The sequence below is a fragment of the Thermobifida fusca YX genome, assembly GCF_000012405.1.
Classification (GTDB): domain Bacteria; phylum Actinomycetota; class Actinomycetes; order Streptosporangiales; family Streptosporangiaceae; genus Thermobifida; species Thermobifida fusca.
The window spans coordinates 1,310,837-1,329,617 of the sequence record NC_007333.1; the positions used below are offsets into that span (position 1 = coordinate 1,310,837).

At 70.1% G+C, this 18,781-nt stretch carries 17 protein-coding genes; 7 read left to right on the forward strand and 10 right to left on the reverse strand.

All coding sequences use genetic code 11. The features are described from left to right. Positions 1 to 23 precede the first annotated feature (23 nt). From TFU_RS05615 to TFU_RS05635, 5 genes are all read right to left on the reverse strand, one after another. The gene (locus TFU_RS05615; protein WP_011291571.1) at positions 24 to 4,709 is read right to left on the reverse strand and encodes a DEAD/DEAH box helicase; all 4,686 of its coding nucleotides are present in this window, start codon (positions 4,707 to 4,709) and stop codon (positions 24 to 26) included. Beyond that, positions 4,706 to 8,113, reverse strand: a complete 3,408-nt coding sequence (locus TFU_RS05620; RefSeq protein WP_011291572.1) for a hypothetical protein — start codon at positions 8,111 to 8,113, stop codon at positions 4,706 to 4,708. Before TFU_RS05620 ends, TFU_RS05615 begins: the two co-directional genes overlap by 4 nt. Positions 8,114 to 8,370: 257 nt before the next feature. Then, the gene (locus TFU_RS16030; protein ID WP_011291573.1) at positions 8,371 to 8,703 is read right to left on the reverse strand and encodes a hypothetical protein; all 333 of its coding nucleotides are present in this window, start codon (positions 8,701 to 8,703) and stop codon (positions 8,371 to 8,373) included. A gap of 70 nt (positions 8,704 to 8,773) precedes the next feature. Continuing rightward, entirely contained in the window at positions 8,774 to 9,100 is a 327-nt protein-coding gene (locus TFU_RS16035) for a hypothetical protein (protein WP_016188499.1), read from the reverse strand. Next, on the reverse strand, positions 9,097 to 9,348 hold the full coding sequence (locus tag TFU_RS05635; protein WP_041427861.1) for a hypothetical protein: 252 nt from the start codon (positions 9,346 to 9,348) through the stop codon (positions 9,097 to 9,099). The genes TFU_RS16035 and TFU_RS05635 overlap by 4 nt, the downstream gene beginning before the upstream one ends. 347 nt (positions 9,349 to 9,695) lie before the next feature. On the opposite strand from TFU_RS05635, the gene TFU_RS05640 reads away from it, so the two are divergent. The 5 genes from TFU_RS05640 to TFU_RS05650 all read left to right on the forward strand — a co-directional run bounded on the left by TFU_RS05640 (position 9,696) and on the right by TFU_RS05650 (position 13,247). Further along, positions 9,696 to 10,004 carry a Scr1 family TA system antitoxin-like transcriptional regulator gene (locus TFU_RS05640; protein ID WP_011291575.1) on the forward strand — a complete coding sequence of 103 codons (309 nt, stop codon included), beginning with the start codon at positions 9,696 to 9,698 and terminating at the stop codon, positions 10,002 to 10,004. Positions 10,005 to 10,039: 35 nt separating this feature from the next. Next, positions 10,040 to 10,228 (forward strand): Scr1 family TA system antitoxin-like transcriptional regulator, encoded by a 189-nt coding sequence (locus tag TFU_RS16295; RefSeq protein ID WP_219821482.1) that lies wholly within the window; start codon positions 10,040 to 10,042, stop codon positions 10,226 to 10,228. A 151-nt stretch (positions 10,229 to 10,379) separates the two neighbouring features. Then, the gene (locus tag TFU_RS15775; protein ID WP_081430403.1) at positions 10,380 to 10,625 is read left to right on the forward strand and encodes a DUF397 domain-containing protein; all 246 of its coding nucleotides are present in this window, start codon (positions 10,380 to 10,382) and stop codon (positions 10,623 to 10,625) included. 504 nt (positions 10,626 to 11,129) lie between these two features. Next, positions 11,130 to 12,044: a hypothetical protein gene (locus TFU_RS05645; protein WP_011291577.1), complete on the forward strand. Its 915-nt coding sequence runs from the start codon at positions 11,130 to 11,132 to the stop codon at positions 12,042 to 12,044. Between the two features lie 351 nt (positions 12,045 to 12,395). After that, positions 12,396 to 13,247 (forward strand): SAM-dependent methyltransferase, encoded by an 852-nt coding sequence (locus TFU_RS05650; RefSeq protein ID WP_011291578.1) that lies wholly within the window; start codon positions 12,396 to 12,398, stop codon positions 13,245 to 13,247. A 102-nt stretch (positions 13,248 to 13,349) separates the two neighbouring features. On the opposite strand, the gene TFU_RS05655 is transcribed toward TFU_RS05650, so the two are convergent. The 3 genes from TFU_RS05655 to tnpA all read right to left on the reverse strand — a co-directional run bounded on the left by TFU_RS05655 (position 13,350) and on the right by tnpA (position 15,319). Further along, the gene (locus tag TFU_RS05655) at positions 13,350 to 13,640 is read right to left on the reverse strand and encodes a DUF664 domain-containing protein (RefSeq protein ID WP_081430448.1); all 291 of its coding nucleotides are present in this window, start codon (positions 13,638 to 13,640) and stop codon (positions 13,350 to 13,352) included. 86 nt (positions 13,641 to 13,726) lie between these two features. After that, entirely contained in the window at positions 13,727 to 14,920 is a 1,194-nt protein-coding gene (locus TFU_RS05660) for an RNA-guided endonuclease InsQ/TnpB family protein (protein WP_011291580.1), read from the reverse strand. Next, positions 14,921 to 15,319, reverse strand: a complete 399-nt coding sequence (gene tnpA, locus TFU_RS05665) for an IS200/IS605-like element ISTfu1 family transposase (protein WP_011291581.1) — start codon at positions 15,317 to 15,319, stop codon at positions 14,921 to 14,923. A gap of 595 nt (positions 15,320 to 15,914) precedes the next feature. Between tnpA and TFU_RS05670 the strand changes: the two genes are divergently transcribed. Together TFU_RS05670 and TFU_RS05675 are read left to right on the forward strand one after the other, a co-directional pair. Beyond that, the gene (locus tag TFU_RS05670; RefSeq protein WP_104612997.1) at positions 15,915 to 16,796 is read left to right on the forward strand and encodes a hypothetical protein; all 882 of its coding nucleotides are present in this window, start codon (positions 15,915 to 15,917) and stop codon (positions 16,794 to 16,796) included. Between the two features lie 509 nt (positions 16,797 to 17,305). After that, entirely contained in the window at positions 17,306 to 17,491 is a 186-nt protein-coding gene (locus TFU_RS05675; protein WP_227480842.1) for a hypothetical protein, read from the forward strand. A gap of 186 nt (positions 17,492 to 17,677) precedes the next feature. Here TFU_RS05675 and TFU_RS05680 read toward each other — a convergent pair whose 3' ends face one another. Next, positions 17,678 to 17,992 carry an AzlD domain-containing protein gene (locus TFU_RS05680; RefSeq protein WP_011291584.1) on the reverse strand — a complete coding sequence of 105 codons (315 nt, stop codon included), beginning with the start codon at positions 17,990 to 17,992 and terminating at the stop codon, positions 17,678 to 17,680. After that, positions 17,989 to 18,720, reverse strand: coding sequence for an AzlC family ABC transporter permease (locus TFU_RS05685; RefSeq protein ID WP_011291585.1), 732 nt, complete (start codon positions 18,718 to 18,720; stop codon positions 17,989 to 17,991). The genes TFU_RS05680 and TFU_RS05685 overlap by 4 nt, the downstream gene beginning before the upstream one ends. Between the last annotated feature and the right edge of the window lie 61 nt (positions 18,721 to 18,781).

Here is an 18,781-nt window from a genome sequence, read left to right on the forward strand (position 1 = left end):
GGCCGTGCCCCCTCCCCGACCGGTCAGGTCAGCGAGTGCAGCGCGGCGAGCGCGTCCCTGCGCACCAGCAGGTCGTGGCGGGTCTGGTTGCGATAGGTGCGCAGACACCCGTAGCAGGACGTCTCTTCCCCGCACTCGCAGTTCTCCACCCGTTTCCGGGCGGCGAGCAGCACTTCGCGGAAGTGCGTGGCAATCCGGACGGCGCCGCCTGCCCCGCCAGGCACCGTGTCGAACAGCACCAGGCTGGTGGTCTGCCCGGCCTGGAAGAACAGGGTGCCGTCGATGTCGTCGCGGCTGATCTCCAACGCGGCTGACGCGCCTTCCAGCAGAGCGTACAGCAGCGAATACCGGGTCTGGGGCGACGCTGTGGTGATGTTCAGCTTCCCGTGGAAGGTGATGTCCACGAGGTCGGTTTCGTACTTGTGCCCCAAGGACAGGCGGCTGAGCGGGCCGGTGCACGGGATGCCTTTGAGCGGGTGCGTGTGCTCTTTAGGACGCTTCTGGGCTGCTCTGCCGCCCCAGCCGCACCATTCACAGATCCAGAATCCGCGTCCAGACGGCCCTTCGGAGAGCGCCACGAGTTCCCCGCGGCTGCCTGCCAGGCACACCACTTCGCCTCCGCTGGGCAGCGGCCACCGTCGTTCCACGGGGTCGACCGCGAGCCGGAGCACGTGGGTAGAGCCGTGCCAGGACCGCTGCGGCGGAGTTAGGCCCGCGGCTTCCGTCTTGGGCAGGGCCACGAAACCGAACTCGGGAATGCAGTACTCGGTGGGCGTGCCGGTGGCTGCGGTCCCGCAGGCCGCACAGACTTCAGCGAGCCGTTCCGTGCTCTCCGCGTAGTAGCCGCAGGTGTCGCACACCCGGTAGGAGAAGCGGCGCAGCTCCCGCCCGGGCAGCCGGTACACCCCGCCTGACTGCCATTTTCTGCTGCCCGCCACGATCTCCACGCCTGGCGCGTACTCGTAGATCGCTGAGGTGAGGTCGCGGGCCAGCTCAAGTTTGCTGCCCACCGGCTCTTCGGCATGGTGGGTGCGCAGTTCCACGGTGTCGACGGGGAATCCGTACTTGGGCAGCACGTTGCGGGTCGCCAGGAAGCTGAGCAGCGAGCGGCGCACGATGGTGTTGATGGTCTTCCCGAACCGCCCAGCCAGCAGGTCGTTGCGTTTCTCAAAGGCTGCCACGCGGCGGCGTTCAAAGTCGGCGACGTCCTGGTCGACTTCGAGACGCAACTGCTCCAAGTGTTCGCACAGTTCGGCAACCCACCGGTCGTCGTCCACCCCGATGTCGGCGGCCACGTTGCTCGGCAGAATGCGCCGCAGTGCGGCCCTGATCTCCTCAGGGACCGGGGTGAGGAAGTCAGCCACGCGGGTCACCGGTGCGGGTGCTCCGTTCTCCCCGGGCAGGAAGAACGCGCCGACCGTGGCCCAGGCCTCCCCGGTGGCGCGGTGCCAGTGCCGGAAGAACGCGGCCAGCGCCACCGAGTGGGCGTGGCGGCGGGCGATGCGCTCGTTGGCGAGCGGCACGTAGGGCGCGCGCACCTGCCCGGCGATCATCTGCTCGGGCTCCTGGTAGCGGAACAGGTCGTGGGAGCGGCGCTGGGCGTGCGTGACCACCAGCGCGGCCGAGTCGGTGCGCCGCCCGGCGCGTCCGGCGCGCTGCACGTAGTTGGCGGTGGTGGGCGGCATGTTGTGCAGCAGCACCGCCTGGAGCTCGCCCACGTCCACGCCGAGCTCGAAGGTGGTGGAGCAGGACAGCATGTTGACGCGGCCCTCGACGAAGTCCTCCTGGATGCGGGCGGCCTCCTCGGTGGACCACTGCGCGGTGTGCTCCTGGGCGCGCAGCACCACCGGGTTGAGGCTGCGGTAGAGGCGCCGGTAGTGGTCGTCGTCCGCCTCGGGGGCGGGCGGCGTGAACGGGTGGAGCGTGCCGGGGCAGTTGAGGGTGGGGCACACCCCGCGCACCGACACCGGGTGCAGGCGGCGGCAGCTGTCGCACTGGTGGAGCGGGGCGTGCGCGCCCACGGGGGCCAGCAGCAGGGCGGTGTGGTCGACCCGCCACACCGTGCCGAGGACGCGGTCGCTGTCCGAGCACAGCCACCCCTCGCCCTCGCGCCCGCCGCCCAGCCCGGTGAGCAGCTTCCAGGCGCCGCGCAGCAGGTCCTCGGGGGTGAGCGAGGGGTCGGCGACGCCGAGCCGGTCCAGCAGCCGCCGCAGGTAGTCGACGCGGCGGTTGCTGGCCTGGCCGGGCAGCCAGGAGATCACCTTCCGCTTGGGGGCGGGGCCGCTCTCCCGCACGTAGACGGGGCCGCGCCGGGGCGCGAACGCCTCGTCGTCGGGGGCCACCCCCTCGGGCATGGTCAGCGCGCCCTGCTGGCGCAGGGTGCGCACGAGCTCGCCGAGCAGGTCCCACGCCTCGTCCTCGTCCAGCCCGAGCATCCGGGTCAGCGCCGGGGGCAGCCGCACGCCCTCGGGGCGTTCCATGCGGACGCGCAGCAGGCCGCGCCCCTCCAGGGACTGCCGGTCGTCGGTGGCGACGAGCTCCCGCATCACCCACAGGCCGGCGGCGTGCTCCCGGCGCTGGCGGGAGACGCGCCGCTCGAAGCTCCCGGCGCGCGCGGCCCGCCGCGCGGTGTGGCCGATCAGGTCGTCGACCCGGAAGTCGTCGGCGGCGTCGAAGCCGTGCTCCAGCCCCTCGAGGATGAGCCGCCGCTGCTGCAGCAGCGAGTAGCTGTGCTCCAGGTAGGGCGCGAAGAACGCGGCGGCCTGGCGGCTGTCGCTGAACGTGAGCAGTTTGCGGCCCCCGCCGGGGCGGTCGGCGCGCCCGGCGTCGGCGTCCTCGGGCAGCGCCTGGTAGAGCGCGGTCGCCACCACGGCCGCCGCGGCCTCGTTGCCGCTCTCCAGGCGGCGCACCGTGTCGAGGCCGCGCGCCCCGCAGGACAGGCAGCCGCTGGGGCGGCCGTTCCTGCTGCGCAGCTTCCGCACCGCGCGCACGGCACGGCCCGGGCAGCCGGAGACGCAGGCGCGCGCCGCGGTGCCGAGCGCGCCGCAGCCGACGCACAGGTGGTCGTCCTCGGGGGTGGTCCGCGCGACGGGCTCCTCCAGGGTGTCGTCATCGTCGTCGACGGCGATCGGGGAGTCGCCCAGGTGCAGCCACAGGACCTGGTCCTGGGGGCGGCGCTGGGGCAGGAAGCGGACCGCCGCGTCCTCGGCCGCCGTGGTGCCCACCAGGTAGGCGTCGCCGCAGCGTTTGCAGGCGGCGAGCTCGAACGCGGGCGCGTGGCAGTCGAGGCAGTGCTCGTGGCGGGAGAGCCAGACGTGCGGCCCCTTCCCGGACAGGCAGGTGAACGCGCCCTCGGTGGCGCGGGTGAACAGGTGGTAGCGCGCGGAGAGCAGCGGGTTGCCGTCGGGGTCGCGCACCCGGCTGCCCAGGGCGACCAGGGCGGCCAGCGCGGCGGCGGGCCGCACGGTGCCGTCGTGCTCTCCGGCGAAGACCCGCACGGCCAGGTCCTCCAGCGGCTGCGGGCCGCCGTCGGCGAGCAGGGCGCGCAGTTTCCGCATGCGCTGTTCGGCGGCGAGCACCCGGTAGGCGTCGCCGTCGGGGACGCCGTGCCGCCGGGCGGCGGCGACGAGCTCGGCCCCGGGGTCGGCGGCGCGGCCGATCGCCGCGTAGTCGGCGGCCGACAGCGGCCCCCACGGCCGGCCCGGGGCGTCGGTGCGGCGGGCGGCGGTCACCAGGTCCTGCCGGTCGGGGTCGGTCGCGTCCCACTCGAACGGCGCGTCGAAGAACAGCCGGGACGCGAACGTCATCACCGCCTGCGGGTCGTCGCCGACGGTGGCGCTGGTGGCGATGCACTGCAGGCGGCGGCCGGGGGCGACCCGGTCGCGCAGGCGGCGCAGCAGCATCGCCAGTTCGGCGGCCTTGGCCCCGTCGTAGACGTGCGCCTCGTCCAGGGCGACGAACCGCCAGTGCCCGGCGTGCTCGCCCTCGAACAGGTCGAGGTCGGCGGGGCGCAGCAGCAGGTACTCCAGCATCGCGTAGTTGGTGAGCAGCAGGTGCGGCGGCCTGCGCCGCATCTGCTCGCGGCTGATGAGCTCGTTGGGCAGCGGGTCGCGCTGGCCGTGCAGGCGGTGGTAGGAGTCGAGGGCCTGCCGGTCGCTGTCCTTGGTCTCGCCGGTGTAGCGGCCGAAGGTGATGTGCGGGCTGCCGGAGAGCAGTTCCCGCAGCCGTTTGAGCTGGTCGTTGGCGAGCGCGTTCATCGGGTACAGCAGCAGCGCGCGCACGCCCGGCCCGAGCTCGCCGCGCCGGTGCTGCTCCTCCAGCTCGTTGAGGATGGGCAGCAGGAAGCTCTCGGTCTTGCCCGACCCGGTGCCGGTGGCCACCACCAGGTTGCGTCCGGCGCGGGCCTTGCGGATCGCCTGCTCCTGGTGCAGGTAGAGGGGGCGGTCCAGGTGGATCGCGGGGCCGCCGGGCGCGGCGAAGGAGGGCGACAGCACGCCTTCGGCGACCAGTTGGCGCGGGGTGGCGCCGGTCCGGTAGGGCGGGGTGGCCTCCAGCAGCGGCCCCTTGGTCAGCAGCGGGCTGCTGCTGATCTGCTCCTCCAGGGCGTCGGCGAGTCCGCGGTCGCGCAGCGGCAGCAGGGAGCGCAGGTAGCGGCGGTAGCTGTCACTGATCAGGGCGCTGACGCCGATGGGGTCCAGGGTGGTGGTCACGCGGTCGGCTCCTTGAACAGTCGGGCGCGTTCGGTTCCGGCGAGGGTGAGTTCGGCGAGGACGAGGTCGACGGCGGCGAGGTCGGGGGCCGCGGCGGCCAGTTCCGCCCACTCCTGCCGGTAGCGCTCCACCAGCCGTCGGCAGTCGTCCACGTCCCGGGCGGCCAGGCGGGCGGCGGTGGCCAGCGCGGCGGACAGGGCGGGCAGGTCGCGCCAGGACCCGGGCCGGTCGGGGCGGCGGCTGTCGATCAGGGCGCGTGCCGCTGTCCGGTAAGCGTCGGGGAGCCGGTCGCACACCGCGGCGGTCAGCTTCAGGACGGTGGCCGCCCGGGAGCGCACCCTGTGCAGCGCGGTGCTGTTGCGCACCCCGAACAGGGCGAGGGCGGCCTGGGAGCGGTTGTCGGCGTCCAGCAGCGCCCGGGGCACCACTCCGGCGGCCCGCCACGCGGCCCTGACCTGAGCCTCGGGCATGCGGGCGAGGTGTTCGGCGGAGGCGTCGAAGCGGCCGACGCGGGCGTGCGGGTCGGCGTCGCCGGCCAGCAGTTGCGCGGCGGCGGGCCCGCAGCTGTGCTCCAGCTCCTCCAGCAGTTCGGCGTGCTCGGGCCGCTGCCGGGCGGGGTCGGTGGGGATGCGGGGCAGCAGGTCGCTGGTGGCCAGGGCGGCCGCGGCGGGCAGCCGCTGCCACAGCCGGACCGCCTCGTCCACGGTGACCCGGTCGTGCTGGGGTGCGGCGGCCAGGCCGCTGGCGATGAGGGTGCGGACGCTGTCGGCGGGGTCCAGTCCGGCGGAGCCGTGGGCGAGCAGCGCGGTGACGGGGTGTGCGCCGAGGGCGCGGGCACAGGCGTCGACGGCGGCGCGGTCCACGCCGACGGAGACGAGCCGGTCGGCCAGGCCCACGACCCGCCACAGCCGGGCGGCGGTCTCGTCGGTGCCGCGCAGCCGGTCGGCGTCGGCCTCCCCGGCGAGGACCCGGGAGAGCAGCACCTCCTCGGGGTCGTCGGAGTCGGGGACGCCGGGCGCGGGGCAGGTGAGCCGGTTGGCGTCGCGCCGGTCGGGCCAGTCGGGCCACTCCGCCGCCGACCACGGGTCGTCCACGGCCAGCAGCACCTCCAGCGGGCCGCCGTCGCGCAGGTCCTCGGGCAGGGCGATGCGGCCGTCCTTGGACACCGGCACCACCCGGGGCGGCCGCCACGGCGCGCGGTGCGGGTAGAGGGCGGCATCGACCCCGGGCATGCCGGGGAAGTCCGCCAGGACGACGGCGCCGTCCTCCTGGTGCGCCCCGGTGGCCAGGCGGCGCGGGCTGACCACGGCGACGTGCAGGACCCGGTCCCGGTAGGGGGCGGCGATCCGCAGGTGCCGGTGGGCGGCGGCGGTGTCGCCGATCTGGGCGATCGGGTAGCGGACGGTGGCGCCGCCCCGGTGCGCCGCGGGTTCCACCCGCTGCACCACGTCCTCACCGGAGATCACCGACAGCGGCCCGGGCAGCCCGCTGTCCTCCTCGCCTTCGGGGAGGCGCAGCAGCAGGTCGCCGACCCCGGTCACGGTCTCGGTGGCCAGCCGCAGCGGCTGGGGCCGCCACTGGGGGCTGGGGTCGCCGGTGCACAGTACGGCCAGGTGCGGCGGGCGGACGGTGACGGCCAGTTCGGCGGCGGCGGTGCGCAGCCGCGCCGCGAGCGTCGCCTCGCCGGAGCCGAGCCGCTGCGCCTCCGGTTCGACGTCCAGCCCGTCGGGTCCGGCCAGGACGGCGTCCACCGGTTCCAGCCCGGTGGGGGTGAGCGCCCGGAAGGCGGGCTCGTAGCGGGCGGTGAGCCCTTCGGCGACGGTGAGGTGGCGGCGCAGGCCGCGGCCGAGAGGGCCGCGCACGGTGACCAGGAACGAGCCGAGCACGGGGCGGGGCAGGCCCTCCAGCGGGCTGACGCGCTGCCCGCTGCGGCCGGTGGCGCCGGCCAGCAGCCGTCCGGTGTCGGCGTGCAGCACGTCGATGTGCCAGTCCACGGCCTCGCCCTCGGCGTCGGGCAGCACCACCACGGGCAGGTCGGCGTGGACGGGGGAGCCGGACGTGGTCGACACGCCCCGCACGGGAGCGGACTGGTCGAGGTGGGGGCGGGCGCGGCCGTGCACGAGGCGCTCGGGGCAGCCCTCCAGGCCGATCCGGTCGCCGCGGCGCAGGGTCACCCGCAGCAGTGTCCACCCCTCCCAGCCGTAGGGGGTGTCGCCGACCAGGTCGTCGCCGGTGTCGCCGCCGGAGCGCAGCAGGGCCCGGTCGGCGGGGTGCAGCAGCCACAGGCGGCCGGGCGGCAGCGCGAGCCGGGGGTCGAGCGGGTCGCCGTCGTCGGTGAAGACGAGCAGCGGGTCCTCGGGGTCGACCAGCGGCAGGTGTTCGGTGAAGCCGGTGTCGCCGAGTTCCACGCGGACGGTGCGGCTGGGGGCGGGCAGCGGGAACAGGGTGGGGGAGGCGGTGCCCGCGGCGGCGGCCCACCGGCCGTGGCCGCGCACCTGGTACGTGCCGCTGTCGGTGGTGATGCGCCAGCGCACGATGTGGTCGTCGCTGTCGCCGATGACGGGCAGCGCGACGTGCACGCCGTGCGCGTAGGGGTCGAGGCGCAGCCGGGGCCGGGCGCCCTGCTGCCGCCGGGGGCCGCCGGTGGCGGGGCGCGCGACCGGGGTCCCCGACGCGGCGGCCCGTTCCAGGGCCTCGCGGGCGGGGGCGAGGAAGCGCGGCGGCAGGCCCACGGACCGGCAGTCGGCGTCGGGGTCGTCACGGAGCCGGTCGAGCAGGTCCAGGCAGCGGTCGACGACCTCCAGGGCGTAGTCGCCGCCCTCGGTGATGAACCGCCGCGCGGGCACGTCGAGGCTGTTGAGGCGGTGCCGTCCGGACACGGCCCAGTGGTGGAAGGCGGGGGCGTCCAGGCCGGGGGTGCGCACGCTGCGTTCCAGCAGCAGGGTGAACACGTCGCCCAGGCAGTAGGTGGGGATGCCCGCGTGCATGAGGATCGGCGTGACGTAGGGGAAGTGCTCGTCGGGGAAGGGGTCCAGGCCCAGCCGGTCCAGGGCGCCCAGGAACGCCTTCCCCCAGGTGTCGGCGTCCTGCCGGGCGGCGGGCACGCGGGCGGTCTCCCACAGTGCGGGCCAGAACGCGCCCTGGGAGTAGCGGGCGGTGGCGATGCCGGCGGTGACGGCGGCCACGCAGGCGGGCCAGCGGAGCAGACGGGGCTCGCGTCCCCGGTCGAGGGCCTGGGTGAGGACGCGGCCGAGCGCGACCGCGGCCTGGTCCAGGTGTTTCTGGGGCAGCACGGTCTCGCTGACGAGGGAGCGCGACTCCAGGCGGGGCCGCCACTCGGCTTCGCGGATGTCGAGCAGTTCGGTGGGGGTGACCTGGCGGGGCTTTCGGTCAGGGGAGGGCATGAGGGCTCCAACACGCGGGGGCGGACGCGAGCGGGGGCGGGGCCGGAACGGGGGAGTTACGTTGCTGCGAACTTAGATGATGTACGAAAACTATGTCAATCCCATTCTGTTTCGTCTGTTGTTGTTTGGTGCTCGGTGTACACAGACTGGCTGGAACGTGCCGCCGTGTCCGGTTCTCCGAGGTCGCGGAGGAAGAACACCGCCGGGCCGGGAGGGCGTCCCGGCCCGGCGGCGCACTCTCCGCTCCCCGCCCTTGTTCACAGGGGGCAGACGGAGACGGTCACGGCGAGGCAGGCGTACCCGCCGAGGAGCGCGCCGAGCAGCGCGGCCAGCACGATCAGCTCCCGCTGCTCTGCAGAGCACTCTCGGACACGCCGGTGCCGGGCGTGCCGGCCGCGGGACCGCCGCGGCCGGACCGGCTCCGACGGCGGGGGAGCGTCGGGGCGGACCACGCGGTGCGGCGGGTGCGGCTCCCGGCAGGCGTACATCCAGGCGGGCAGCACGGTCTCGGGCGGGTCGTCGGGCACCCAGGGGCGCGGCGGGCGCATCCGGGGGCGGGGCGGCGGCGACGGCGGAACGGACACGGGCATGGTGCGGCTCCGTGGGGGTCGGGACGGCCGGGCGGCCGTCGGGCGGAAAGAAGGTCGTGGTGTGCCCGGGTCAGGTCGGGGGGTTGCGGGTGACCTGGCGGGGGCGGGCGATGGTGTGGCCGGACAGACGCAGCGAGGGCGGAAGGCCCGGGGAGTCGGTGTAGCCGGTGACGGTGCGGGGCGTCGGGTCGCCTCTCAGCCACACCCGGGTGCCGACGGGGTAGGCGGCGCGCAGTTCGGCCTCGCGGCGGGCGCGGGCCACGGCGGCCAGGCGGGCGGCCAAGGCCTCGATGCGGCGGGTGGACAGCTCGGCGCCGTCGCGCCAGACCCGCTGGCCGCGCACCCGGTAGACCTCGTCGGTCTCCTGCCCGTCCGGGGTCTTGGGGGTGGGGGTCATGCGGGCTCCTCGGGCTGGTCGGTGGGCTGGTCGGGGGCGGCCGGCAGGCGCGGGGTGGCGTAGACCCAGCGGCCGTCGACCTCCTGGTAGAGGCCGGTGACGCCGCGGTTGGTCAGCAGGAAGTAGCGTTCGCTGCCGTGGTCCTGGGCCATGCGGTCCAGGTGGGCGGCAGTGAGCACCAGGCCGTCCAGCGGCCCGGCGTACAGGGTCACGAACCCCTCGCCGGAGGGGGCGGTGTCGTGGTCCATGGGTGCGGTTTCTCCACTGGTCGGGCGCCGCGCAGGGGGTGGTCCCCTGCAGCCAGCGCGGCGGACAGGTGAGTGCGGGTCGGGCGCTGCGAGGGGCGGGCTGGCCGGGGGACAGCCTCACCGCGAAGAACCCTTTTCTATAGGGTCCACTCATTTGGAGTTTTAGTCGATTTCAATAGTGGATCCAGTTGGTTTGTGTTGAGATGTAGAGCATGGTGGACACCCAACACCCGGTGCGGATTCGGTTTGGGGTCGAGCTGTGAAGATTCAGGCAACTATCTGGGCTTTCGCAGGCTGAGGTGGCCAAGGCGAAAAAATGTTTCTCCGTCGATGTTCAGTGCTATTGAGTGGGGAACACGACTTCCCACAAAGGATTTTGCGGAAAACTGGACGCTGTCTACAACACAGGAAGCTCCTTCACCCGGCTGTGGATCAGCCTTGCAAGCCGGGAAGGAGCGCCTGACTGGTTTGCTGGCATCATCGCTTTGGAGCGGGTAGCAACCGAGCTCCGCGAGTACCAAACGGTCCTCATCCCTGGACTTCTCCAGACAGAGGACTACGCGCGAGTGGTCATGCGTGAAGGGCGTCCTATTGCGGGGAAAGACGAGATCGATCGGCTTGCGGAAGCTCGCGTCAAACGGCATGAAGTAAAGTAGTTGAGGGACCTGACAGGCCGCTACTGTGGTTCGTTGTGGACGAAGTCGTCCTCCGCCGCCGTTTCGGAACGCCAGAGATTATGCGAGACCAACTTCACCATATAGCGAAATTGGTGGACGAGGACCGAATCAAGTTCCAAGTGATTCCCCAGGACGTCTGGTATCCCATCCCGGACTGTCCGGACCGTTTCGCATCATGGCGTTCTCGGATCGCTCACCACTAGCTCATGCAGAGCACATGATGGGGAATTTGTCACTGGCACACTTGAAGATATACAGCGATGCAACACTATCTTCGGTGCGCTGCAGGCGGAGGCCTTGCCTCGACGTGAACCCCCTCAAGATCCTTCATGAAGCGAGAGGAGAACTCTCGCGATCAAGAGCCTTGACTGGCGTAAATCCAGCTGCAGCGGCGGTAACGCGGGAGCTTGCGTCGAGGTCGCCATTTCCTGGCGCAAGTCCAGTCACAGCAACCAGACCGGCGGCAACTGCGTTGAGGTCGCTGGGACTCCCGAGTCAGTCCTGGTGCGTGACATTCAGAACCGACACCTCGGTCACCTGGGTTTCATCCAGGCTGAATGGGTCGCCTTCCTCGCAAGTGTCAAGAACGACCGGTTGTAGCCGGGAAGGCTCAAGAGCATCCACTGCTGTATCAGCAGATGCCTCTCAGGCTTGTTCGTCCAGCTCCTCGACCAGGTGAGCCCGGCGGTCTCGGCCTGCCCGCAGCCAGGCACTTTCGATAGCGAACCCGGACTCCAGGTGTGGCGGCACGGACTTGTCCCGCCACCGCCGCACCCCTTTGTCCCACTAGCCGGTCACGCCCTGTGCAGGCGCGATGGTCAACCGTGCCGGTCGTAGGAACAAGACTCCGTTTCCCAGGGGGCACCTGCTGGCGGTGTGGCGATAGCCCGTTGCTGTCGACTGCGCCGCCTCTCGGCGCTGAGCGGTCAAAGGCGGGCAGCCCAGGACACTCTACCGAGAGTTAACATGGCTTCACTTAATCAGCGAAAACTTTGCAAACATAGTTTTGTCGTGGTGTAATCGTCACACGCTCTTCGGGTTGCGGGCTTCTCGGCTGAGGGCCTCGAGCCTTGCGGTATCCATCCCCCACCGTTGAGGAATGCCATGAACTGTCCCCGCTGCACTGCACCTGTCCGCGGTCCGTTCTGCAGCCACTGCGGTCTTCCCCTGGGGCCTGCCGCCGTCCCACCGCAGACGCCGGCTCCCCACGCCTCGCGTAAGGCTGCCTGGCTGGTGATCGGGGGAGTGCTCAGCCTGGTGCTCCTGCTCATCCTCGGTTTCCTCGCCGTCCAGTACGGCCCGCGCCCCACCCGCCCCACTGACGTCGCAGTGTTCCTCGAAGAGTTCGAGGGACAAGGGAGTTCGCTCGATCCCTTTGTCCTCGTCTACGAGGACGAGGCGGAAGGCACGGTGGTCTACGCCTCGGTGTCGGTGGAGGACGACCTGGGCGGCAGCATCCCCGCGGACTGGAAGGAGCAGTTCGAAGGGGTCCTCTGGGCACTGTGGAAGTACCTGCCCGGCCGTTTCGACCTTGCCGTGGTCGGCACCCACTACTCCGGCTCCTACTACAGCCGGTACATGGGACGGGTGACTCTGCGCGAGGAGTTCGGTCCCCGGCCGTCCGGGCTAGACAGTGCACCCCCGGTGCATGACGAGAGCAAGCCGACTGAGGAAAGGCCGGGGGAGTGCGCGAGCGCGGGGGAGTGGGCCCGCTTCTGTGACCGGGCGCCCCTCATGATGGACACTCCGGAAACCCTCGCCCTGGTCCGGAAGACCTGTCCGGGAACGGTCCGCTTGTCCTCCCTGCCTGCACCCGCTGCGGTGACCCGGTGGGACGGCCTCCTCGACCGGACGAGCGCCGTTTTCATGCTCAACGTGCCGAAGGAGGAAAGGCCAGACCTGGTTTTCCTTGACCATGGCGAGGATGCGGCGGAGTATCTGAGCGTCTCCTGCAGTGTCCGGGGCACCCGCACGTCTGAGACCTACACCCGCAGGGAATACGAGTCTGCGCTGCGCTGAGCCAGCACCAAGGTGCTGTCCGAAAAGAGGGGTTTTGCGGGTTCTTTTTGCGGCGTGCGAGCAACAATGATCATGGCGAGACGCCTGGTGCTGGTGGAGGGGCGGTGCCTGCTCAGCGCAGGAATCTCTGCGAAGCCCAGGACTAAAAACCGGCAGAAAGCCATAAGTGCGACATTTCGATTCCTTATGAGGAAATGGGTTGCGGGCGTCGTGACCACGGGAAACGAGCGTGCTGCGGCGATGACGGTTGAAATATGAAATTAATTGCGTCAAAGATCGGTAAATTCTTGCTCTAACGATTACTATCGTCACGACGGCAATGAGCGAAATCCCGTGAGGAGTGTGCGTCAGGTGTCCGGACCGACCCGTCCGATGTCTCCGGAAATCCGTACCGATCAGCCCACCGTCGCCCGAATCTACGACTATGGGATGGGGGGTAAGGACAATTTCGAGGTCGACCGCCAGGCGGCGCTCGCTCTGGTCCAGGTCTCGCCCGAAATGCTCGACGTCGCGCGGGAGAACCGCCTCTTCCTCTACCGCGCGGTGCGCTACCTGGCGCGCGAGGCCGGAATCCGCCAGTTCATCGACATGGGCAGCGGCATGCCCACAAAGAACAACGTGCACGAGGTCGCCCAGCAGTTCCAACCGGACGCCCGGGTCGTGTACGTCGACATCGACCCGATCGTGTTGGCGCACGGGCGTGCGCTGCTCGCCGGAGACGGCAACACCACGGTGATCACGGCGGACATGGCCCAGCCCGAGCAGATCCTCGCCAGCGAGGACCTGCGCGCCCTCATCGACTTCGACCAGCCGGTCGGCCTGCTGTACTTCTCGGTCCTGCACTGTCTGCCGGACAGTGCCGACCCGGGGGGTGCGCTGCGGACCATGCTCGACGCGGTGCCGTCCGGCAGCTATCTCGCTATCTCCCATCTGTGCAGCGACGATGTGGCTGCGGGGGACGCCTTCACCGCAGAGATGCTCGCCCTGGGGCCGTGGGGGCGGGTGCGCCGCCCCGCGGAGCTGCACGCGTTCGTCGCCGGTCTGGAGCCCGTCGAGCCCGGCATCGTCGACGTCGCCCAATGGCGGCCCGACCCGAACCAGCCGCCGCTCAGCCCCGTCCCCGAGCCGCTGCGCCCCTACGTCGGCCGCTCCTCCGAGACCAAGAAGATCTGGGAGCTCGGCGGCGTGCTCCGCAAACCCTGACGTCGGCCGGCAGCGGGCCGTGGAGTGCCGGTCACGGCCCGCGCCAGCAGGCTCGCCACCTCGGGGCGCTGCGTTCCGAGCAGGACGGTAGGCCGCGCTGTCTCAGCGGCCAACCGCGCCGTCGATCTGCTCGCGGAGGATGTCAGCGTGCCCGGCGTGGCGGGCCGTCTCCTCTACCAGGTGCACCAGCACCCAGCGCAGCGAGGGCGCGGGGCCGTGCTCGCGCAGCGACCGCACGCCGGGACGGTGGAGGTCGTCACAGGCCAATGCGATCTCCGTAGTGCGCTGCGCCATCTCCCGATACGCGGCCACCGCTTGGGCCACGGTGTCGTCCGCGGTGATCCGCACCTGACGTTCCCGTCGTGGACCTGTCTCACCGCGGTAAGCCCACATGACCCAGTCGTGCTCTACCGCGGTGAGATGTTTGTTGACTTCCTCCCCACGCCTGAAGGCGGGGGATTCCCGTGGCTGAGGCGCGTTCACGCTGCCTCTACCTTGGGTGGTTGGCGCTTCACAGACCGCCCAACGGCGAGGTCTCCACGCCCTGTCACCGCCAGCCCGGCGGCGAGGATGTTCTTCGCGGCGTTCACGTCGGCGTTGGCCTGGTGGCCGCAGGCGCGGCACCGGAACTCCGCTTGGCTTTCACGGTTGTCCGGCGCGCAGTGCCCGCAGGCATGGCAGGTCTGCGATGTGAACGCAGGTGGCACCCGCAGAATACGGGAGCCGTGGTAACGAGCCTTGTGCTCCAAGGCGGTCAGTAGTCCGCCCCATCCCTTGGCCAGGATCGCCCGGTTCAGCCCAGCCTTGGCGGCGACGTTCCTCCCCGGCTCGGCAAGCGTGCCTTTGGCAGAGGCGGTCATGTTTCGGATGTTGAGGTCCTCCACAACGACCAGTCCGTGGTCACAGGTGAGGCGGTTGGCGGTCCACGCCAGGAAGTCGGTACGCCGGGCGCGGATGCGGGCGTTCAGCTTGGTCAGCTTCGCCCGGGTGGCCGCGCGCCGGTTGGAGCCCTTCCGTTGCCGGGCGAGCTGCTGCTGAAGACGCTTGAGCCGTACCGCTTCCCCTGGGGTGACGAACTCGCGGTCACGCATCCACCCGGACGAGGTGGCGACTGCGACAGTGACACCACGATCCACCCCCACCGGGGGTTTGCCATTCGGTGCGGACTCCATCAGCCCGTCTTCGACGCAGAAGGAGATGTACCAGCGCCCACCGTCCTTGAGCACGGTGGCATTGCGAAGTTGCCCGCCGAGCGGGCGTGTCCACCGGAAGCGGGTCCAGCCCAGCTTGGGCAGCTTGACCCGGCCCCAGCGACGGGAGATTCGCTCCACGGTGATCTGCTTGGGATCGGGGAAGCGGAACGTCGGCGCGTTTTTCCGCTTGGAGCGCCAGCGGACCTTGAACGTGCCGTGCGTCTTGCATGCCCGCTCAAGGTCGCGGAGCGTTTGCTGAAGCGTGTGCGACGGGGCCTCGGCCAGCCACGGGAAGTCCTTCTTGGCCTCGGCCATCTGCCGCGCCTGCTCTACGTAACCGATGAACGCGCCGCGCCGCCGGTACTGTCGGCGCTGCTCCAGCGCGGTGTTCCACACAACCCGGCAGGCGTCACCGATCTTCTCGGCGAACTCCTCCTGCTCGGGGGTGAAAGCCAGCAGGTAGCGGCGTCCGGTCAGCATTCAGCGTCCCTTCTGCTGCTCGACGTACCGCTTCACCACCGCCAGTGGCGCGCCGCCGACCGTGGCTACGAAGTAGGAGTTCGTCCACAACGTCGGCAGCCGGGACTTCAGGTGCGGGAACTCCTCCCGCAGCACGCGGGACGAGCGGCCCTTGATGGCCTTCACCAGACGGTGGATGCCGTACTGCGGATCGACTTCAACCAGGAGGTGGACGTGGTCGGGCATGACCTCCATCTCCACCAGCCATGCCCCTTTCTCGTCTACGACCTCGCGAATGAGGTCCTTCAGGCGTTCTTCGATCCGGCCGCCCAGCACGCGCCGCCGGTACTTTGGGCACCACACGACGTGGTACGCGCACTGGAAGACGACATTGCTGTTCGACCGCAGTGTTACAGCCACCCGAACAGTATACAGCTTGGATCTATCTAATGTCTGAGGATCGAGAGGGATGGGCTAACCCCACGGCTGAAGCCGGGGGTCTGCGCCCAAGAATTTCGATCAGAACCTGAGGAGACGGCCGAAAGCTCCTACGATTCTCGGGGATAAAAGCGGGTCTCCGTCGGCCTGGGTAGTCCGGAAGCGGAAGAAGAGGAAAACGCGGTCACGCGCTGGAAACCGCCGGCGGCGGCCATGTCCGGCACACCTGACGGGTGCGCTGCCCGCGCGGGATTTCCGGCGTGCAGGGGTCGGACAGCGCGCACTCACCGCCACGTCGAGGAATTCTGGGGTCCGGTACGTCGCACGCCATTGTGGGGATACGCACCAGATTGGTGCGGTGGTACTGCGGATCCGCGGCGGGGCTGCCGGAAACATCACACCTGGGGATGGAGTAACAGCGCATTATTTCCGAGAGAAATGGTCTACATTGTGGGAGCGCTCCCAAAGAGTGATTGGACCACCGACCATGACTGTTTCTCCATCCCCCGCCCCTGTCGCTGACCGAAGCGCCACGAAGCACCCGCCGGTGTGGTGGCGGCGCACGGTAGGTGCCCTTGTGTTCGCACTCGCCTCCGCAGTGATGGCGGTGGCGGCGCTCACCACCGTCTTCGCGCCGGTTGAACTGTTATGGCCGGACGACTCTTTCCCGTTAGCCCCTGGAGCCGTCATCGCCCTTGGGCTTGCGGGACTCCTGGCCCTCATCGGGCTGTGGGGAGTGCTGCGCCAGACCCTGCACAGCCTCGGCGTGCCGCGAAGCGCCGTGTTCACCACCTTCGCGCTGGTCGTCCCCCTGGGATATGCGATCGTGCGGGCCGCGGTGTACGGCACGGTCCTCAGCGTGTGGTGGACGACAGGGCTTTCCGCGGCCTGCGGGGTGGTGGTCTGCCTGGTGGCTGCCAGCCTGCACAAGCGCAGGACAGTGCCGATGATCCTCACCGGGATCACGTTCGCCACCCTCATCGGCGGGGTTGTCACGGAGAGCCAGGTGACGCAGACTGTGCTGCGCGCTGAATACGACCGGTATTCCGCCATCCCGGTGCTCCGCCACCCCGACTGGACGCTCACCAGCGTGGAGCCCCACCCGGAGCAGCAAGACGTCCTCGTGGAATACCGGCACGTCAAGAAGGCGAGCGCCCAGCCGATCCAGCTCTACGTGTACCGTCCTGAGGAGACGAACGGGCGGTACAAGGGGCAGCCTGACGACCACAGGATCTACCAGGTCATCGAATACGACGGCTTCACCGTGCTCAGCGACCCGTTCAGCGGTCCAGTCCTCCACATCCCCCTCGACATCTCCACCCGGGTACAGGTCGTCTGGGAAGGGGCCAGCCAAGAGGACCTGGTTGAGCTAGCCGGGTACATCGGCGCGGCGACCGATGTCGAACGCGCGGAACTCCGCGGCACGATCGGCGCTTCCCGGTACCGGAAAGTGGCGTAAGCACGGCAGCGCCGCGAGGCGCTCTGTGCCCGCTTTCCCTGCCAGCGGCACCGGGGTCCCGTAACGCCGAGCGACGGTCGGCTTCTCTGCGCAATCGTCCAGCACCGACCGGGCATCCCTCGGCACGTGGGGTGCAGCAGAGCTGACCAGTGCCGCGGTCACAGCCTGAGCCAGGGAACGGCAAGCCTGTGCCACGTCCAGAGTATCCAGGGCATCCACGGACAAGGCCCCCTGGTGGGGTGCCCGTCGAGCCGAGGTGTCTCGGCGGGCAGGCACGTCCGGCGACAGTGCAGCGGCCCTGGCCGACACCGATTTCTCAGAGACGACTTATCCGGATGACTCTGGCAGGGAATTCCGTGTCGCGGAACAATTCTGTGTGCGCAGATGTGAAGAAAAGGGATAAGACCGGGCTTTAAGGTGTTGTCTATTGGTGAGGGCGCTGTTACTCTCGGGCAATATTTGTTCTCCAGGTGAGAAAGGCATTCGCTATGCCTGACAAAGAAGAGGAAATGGCTAGCCCGACCGTCCGCTTCGTGGAGAACAGCGAGACGGCAGCGCAAGGCGACCTGCTGGCCGCTGTGCCCATGGGAGACCTAGACACCCTCCTTGCAGGCGAGACCGAGGAGCGTGCCGCACCAGAGGCGGTGCTCCGGGCGTTCGAGCTCTACCTTTCCCAGGAGACGCAGCGGGGATAGCCCCACCAGCGAACCGACAATTCGGTCGATAAGGGGGCGAAAAGCAGGAATAGGAGAGAAAAGGATTTTCTGTACTCTATTGCTGTCCTGTGACGCCCCCGCGACCGGATGTCTTCCCCAGCGGAAGGACATTCCGAATCCGCTGCACCACCCGGGAAACCCGGGGTGCTGAATTGCTCCGGCGCTTCAGCCCAGTCCGAGCGCCCGCAGGCTCGCCGTGGTCGCCGCGGCGATCACCAGCACGAGCAGAAAAGGGACCCGCAGGAGGAGAGCCACCACCGCGGCCGCGATCCCGCCGAGCCGCGGCAGGTCGACGACCAACTGGTTGCCCTCCGCTACGGTTTGCAGGGCGATGAGCGCGGCCAGCAGGGCCACGGGGACAGCCATCGCGAACCGGCGCACCAGCGGGTGGTCGAGAAGCGCACGCGGCGCCGCCATTCCCGCGTATTTGAGCAGATAGCAGCCGAGCCCGGTGGCCACCACGGCGATCCACAACATCATTTCCCGTCCTCCTCCACCGTGGTCTGCGCGGTGTCCGCGGCACGGTCCCCCAAAGCGAGCAGGGCAGCGATCGACGCCAGCAGCACCGAGACGCCCGGCGGCAGCAGGGGAGTCGTGGCCAGTGCGATCGCGGCCCCCAGCAGCGCGATAGCCAGCACGCGGTTCCCTTCCTTCAACCGCGGCCACAGCAGGGCCAGGAAAGTCGCCGGACCCACCACGTCGAGACCGAAAGTCGCAGGGTCGCCGATGCGCTCGGTCGCGATCGCGCCGATCACAGTGGTGGCGTTCCACAAGAGGAACAGGGTGGCGAAAGTCGTGGTGAAGCCGGCGCGGATGTCTGCCCGCCCGTGCTGCGCCAGAGCCACCGCGGTGGTCTCGTCGATCACTCCGTGAGCGGCGAGGGCCCGCGCTGGGCCGCGCCAGCCGAGGAGCTCGCTCATCCGCAGGCCGTACAACGTGTTGCGGAAGCCGAGGAGCAGCGCGCCCACCGCCCCCGCGATGAGGTTTCCGCCTCCAGCCACCACCCCGGCCAGCGCGAACTGGGAGGCGCCGGTAAACGCCAGCAGGCTGAGCACGCACGCCTGGGCAACAGAGAGGCCCGCGGTGGTTGCCGTGGTGCCGAAAGCGAGGCCGGAGAGGCCGACAGCGAGCCCGACCCCGAACCCGTCGCGGACGGGGGGTCGGCGCGCCAGCGCGAAAAGGCGGGACAGCGGGGTTGGACGATTCACGCCAGAGAACCTAGCCGACCCGCAGCCGAAGACAGAAACCTGACCTGGCTATCGCCGCGGC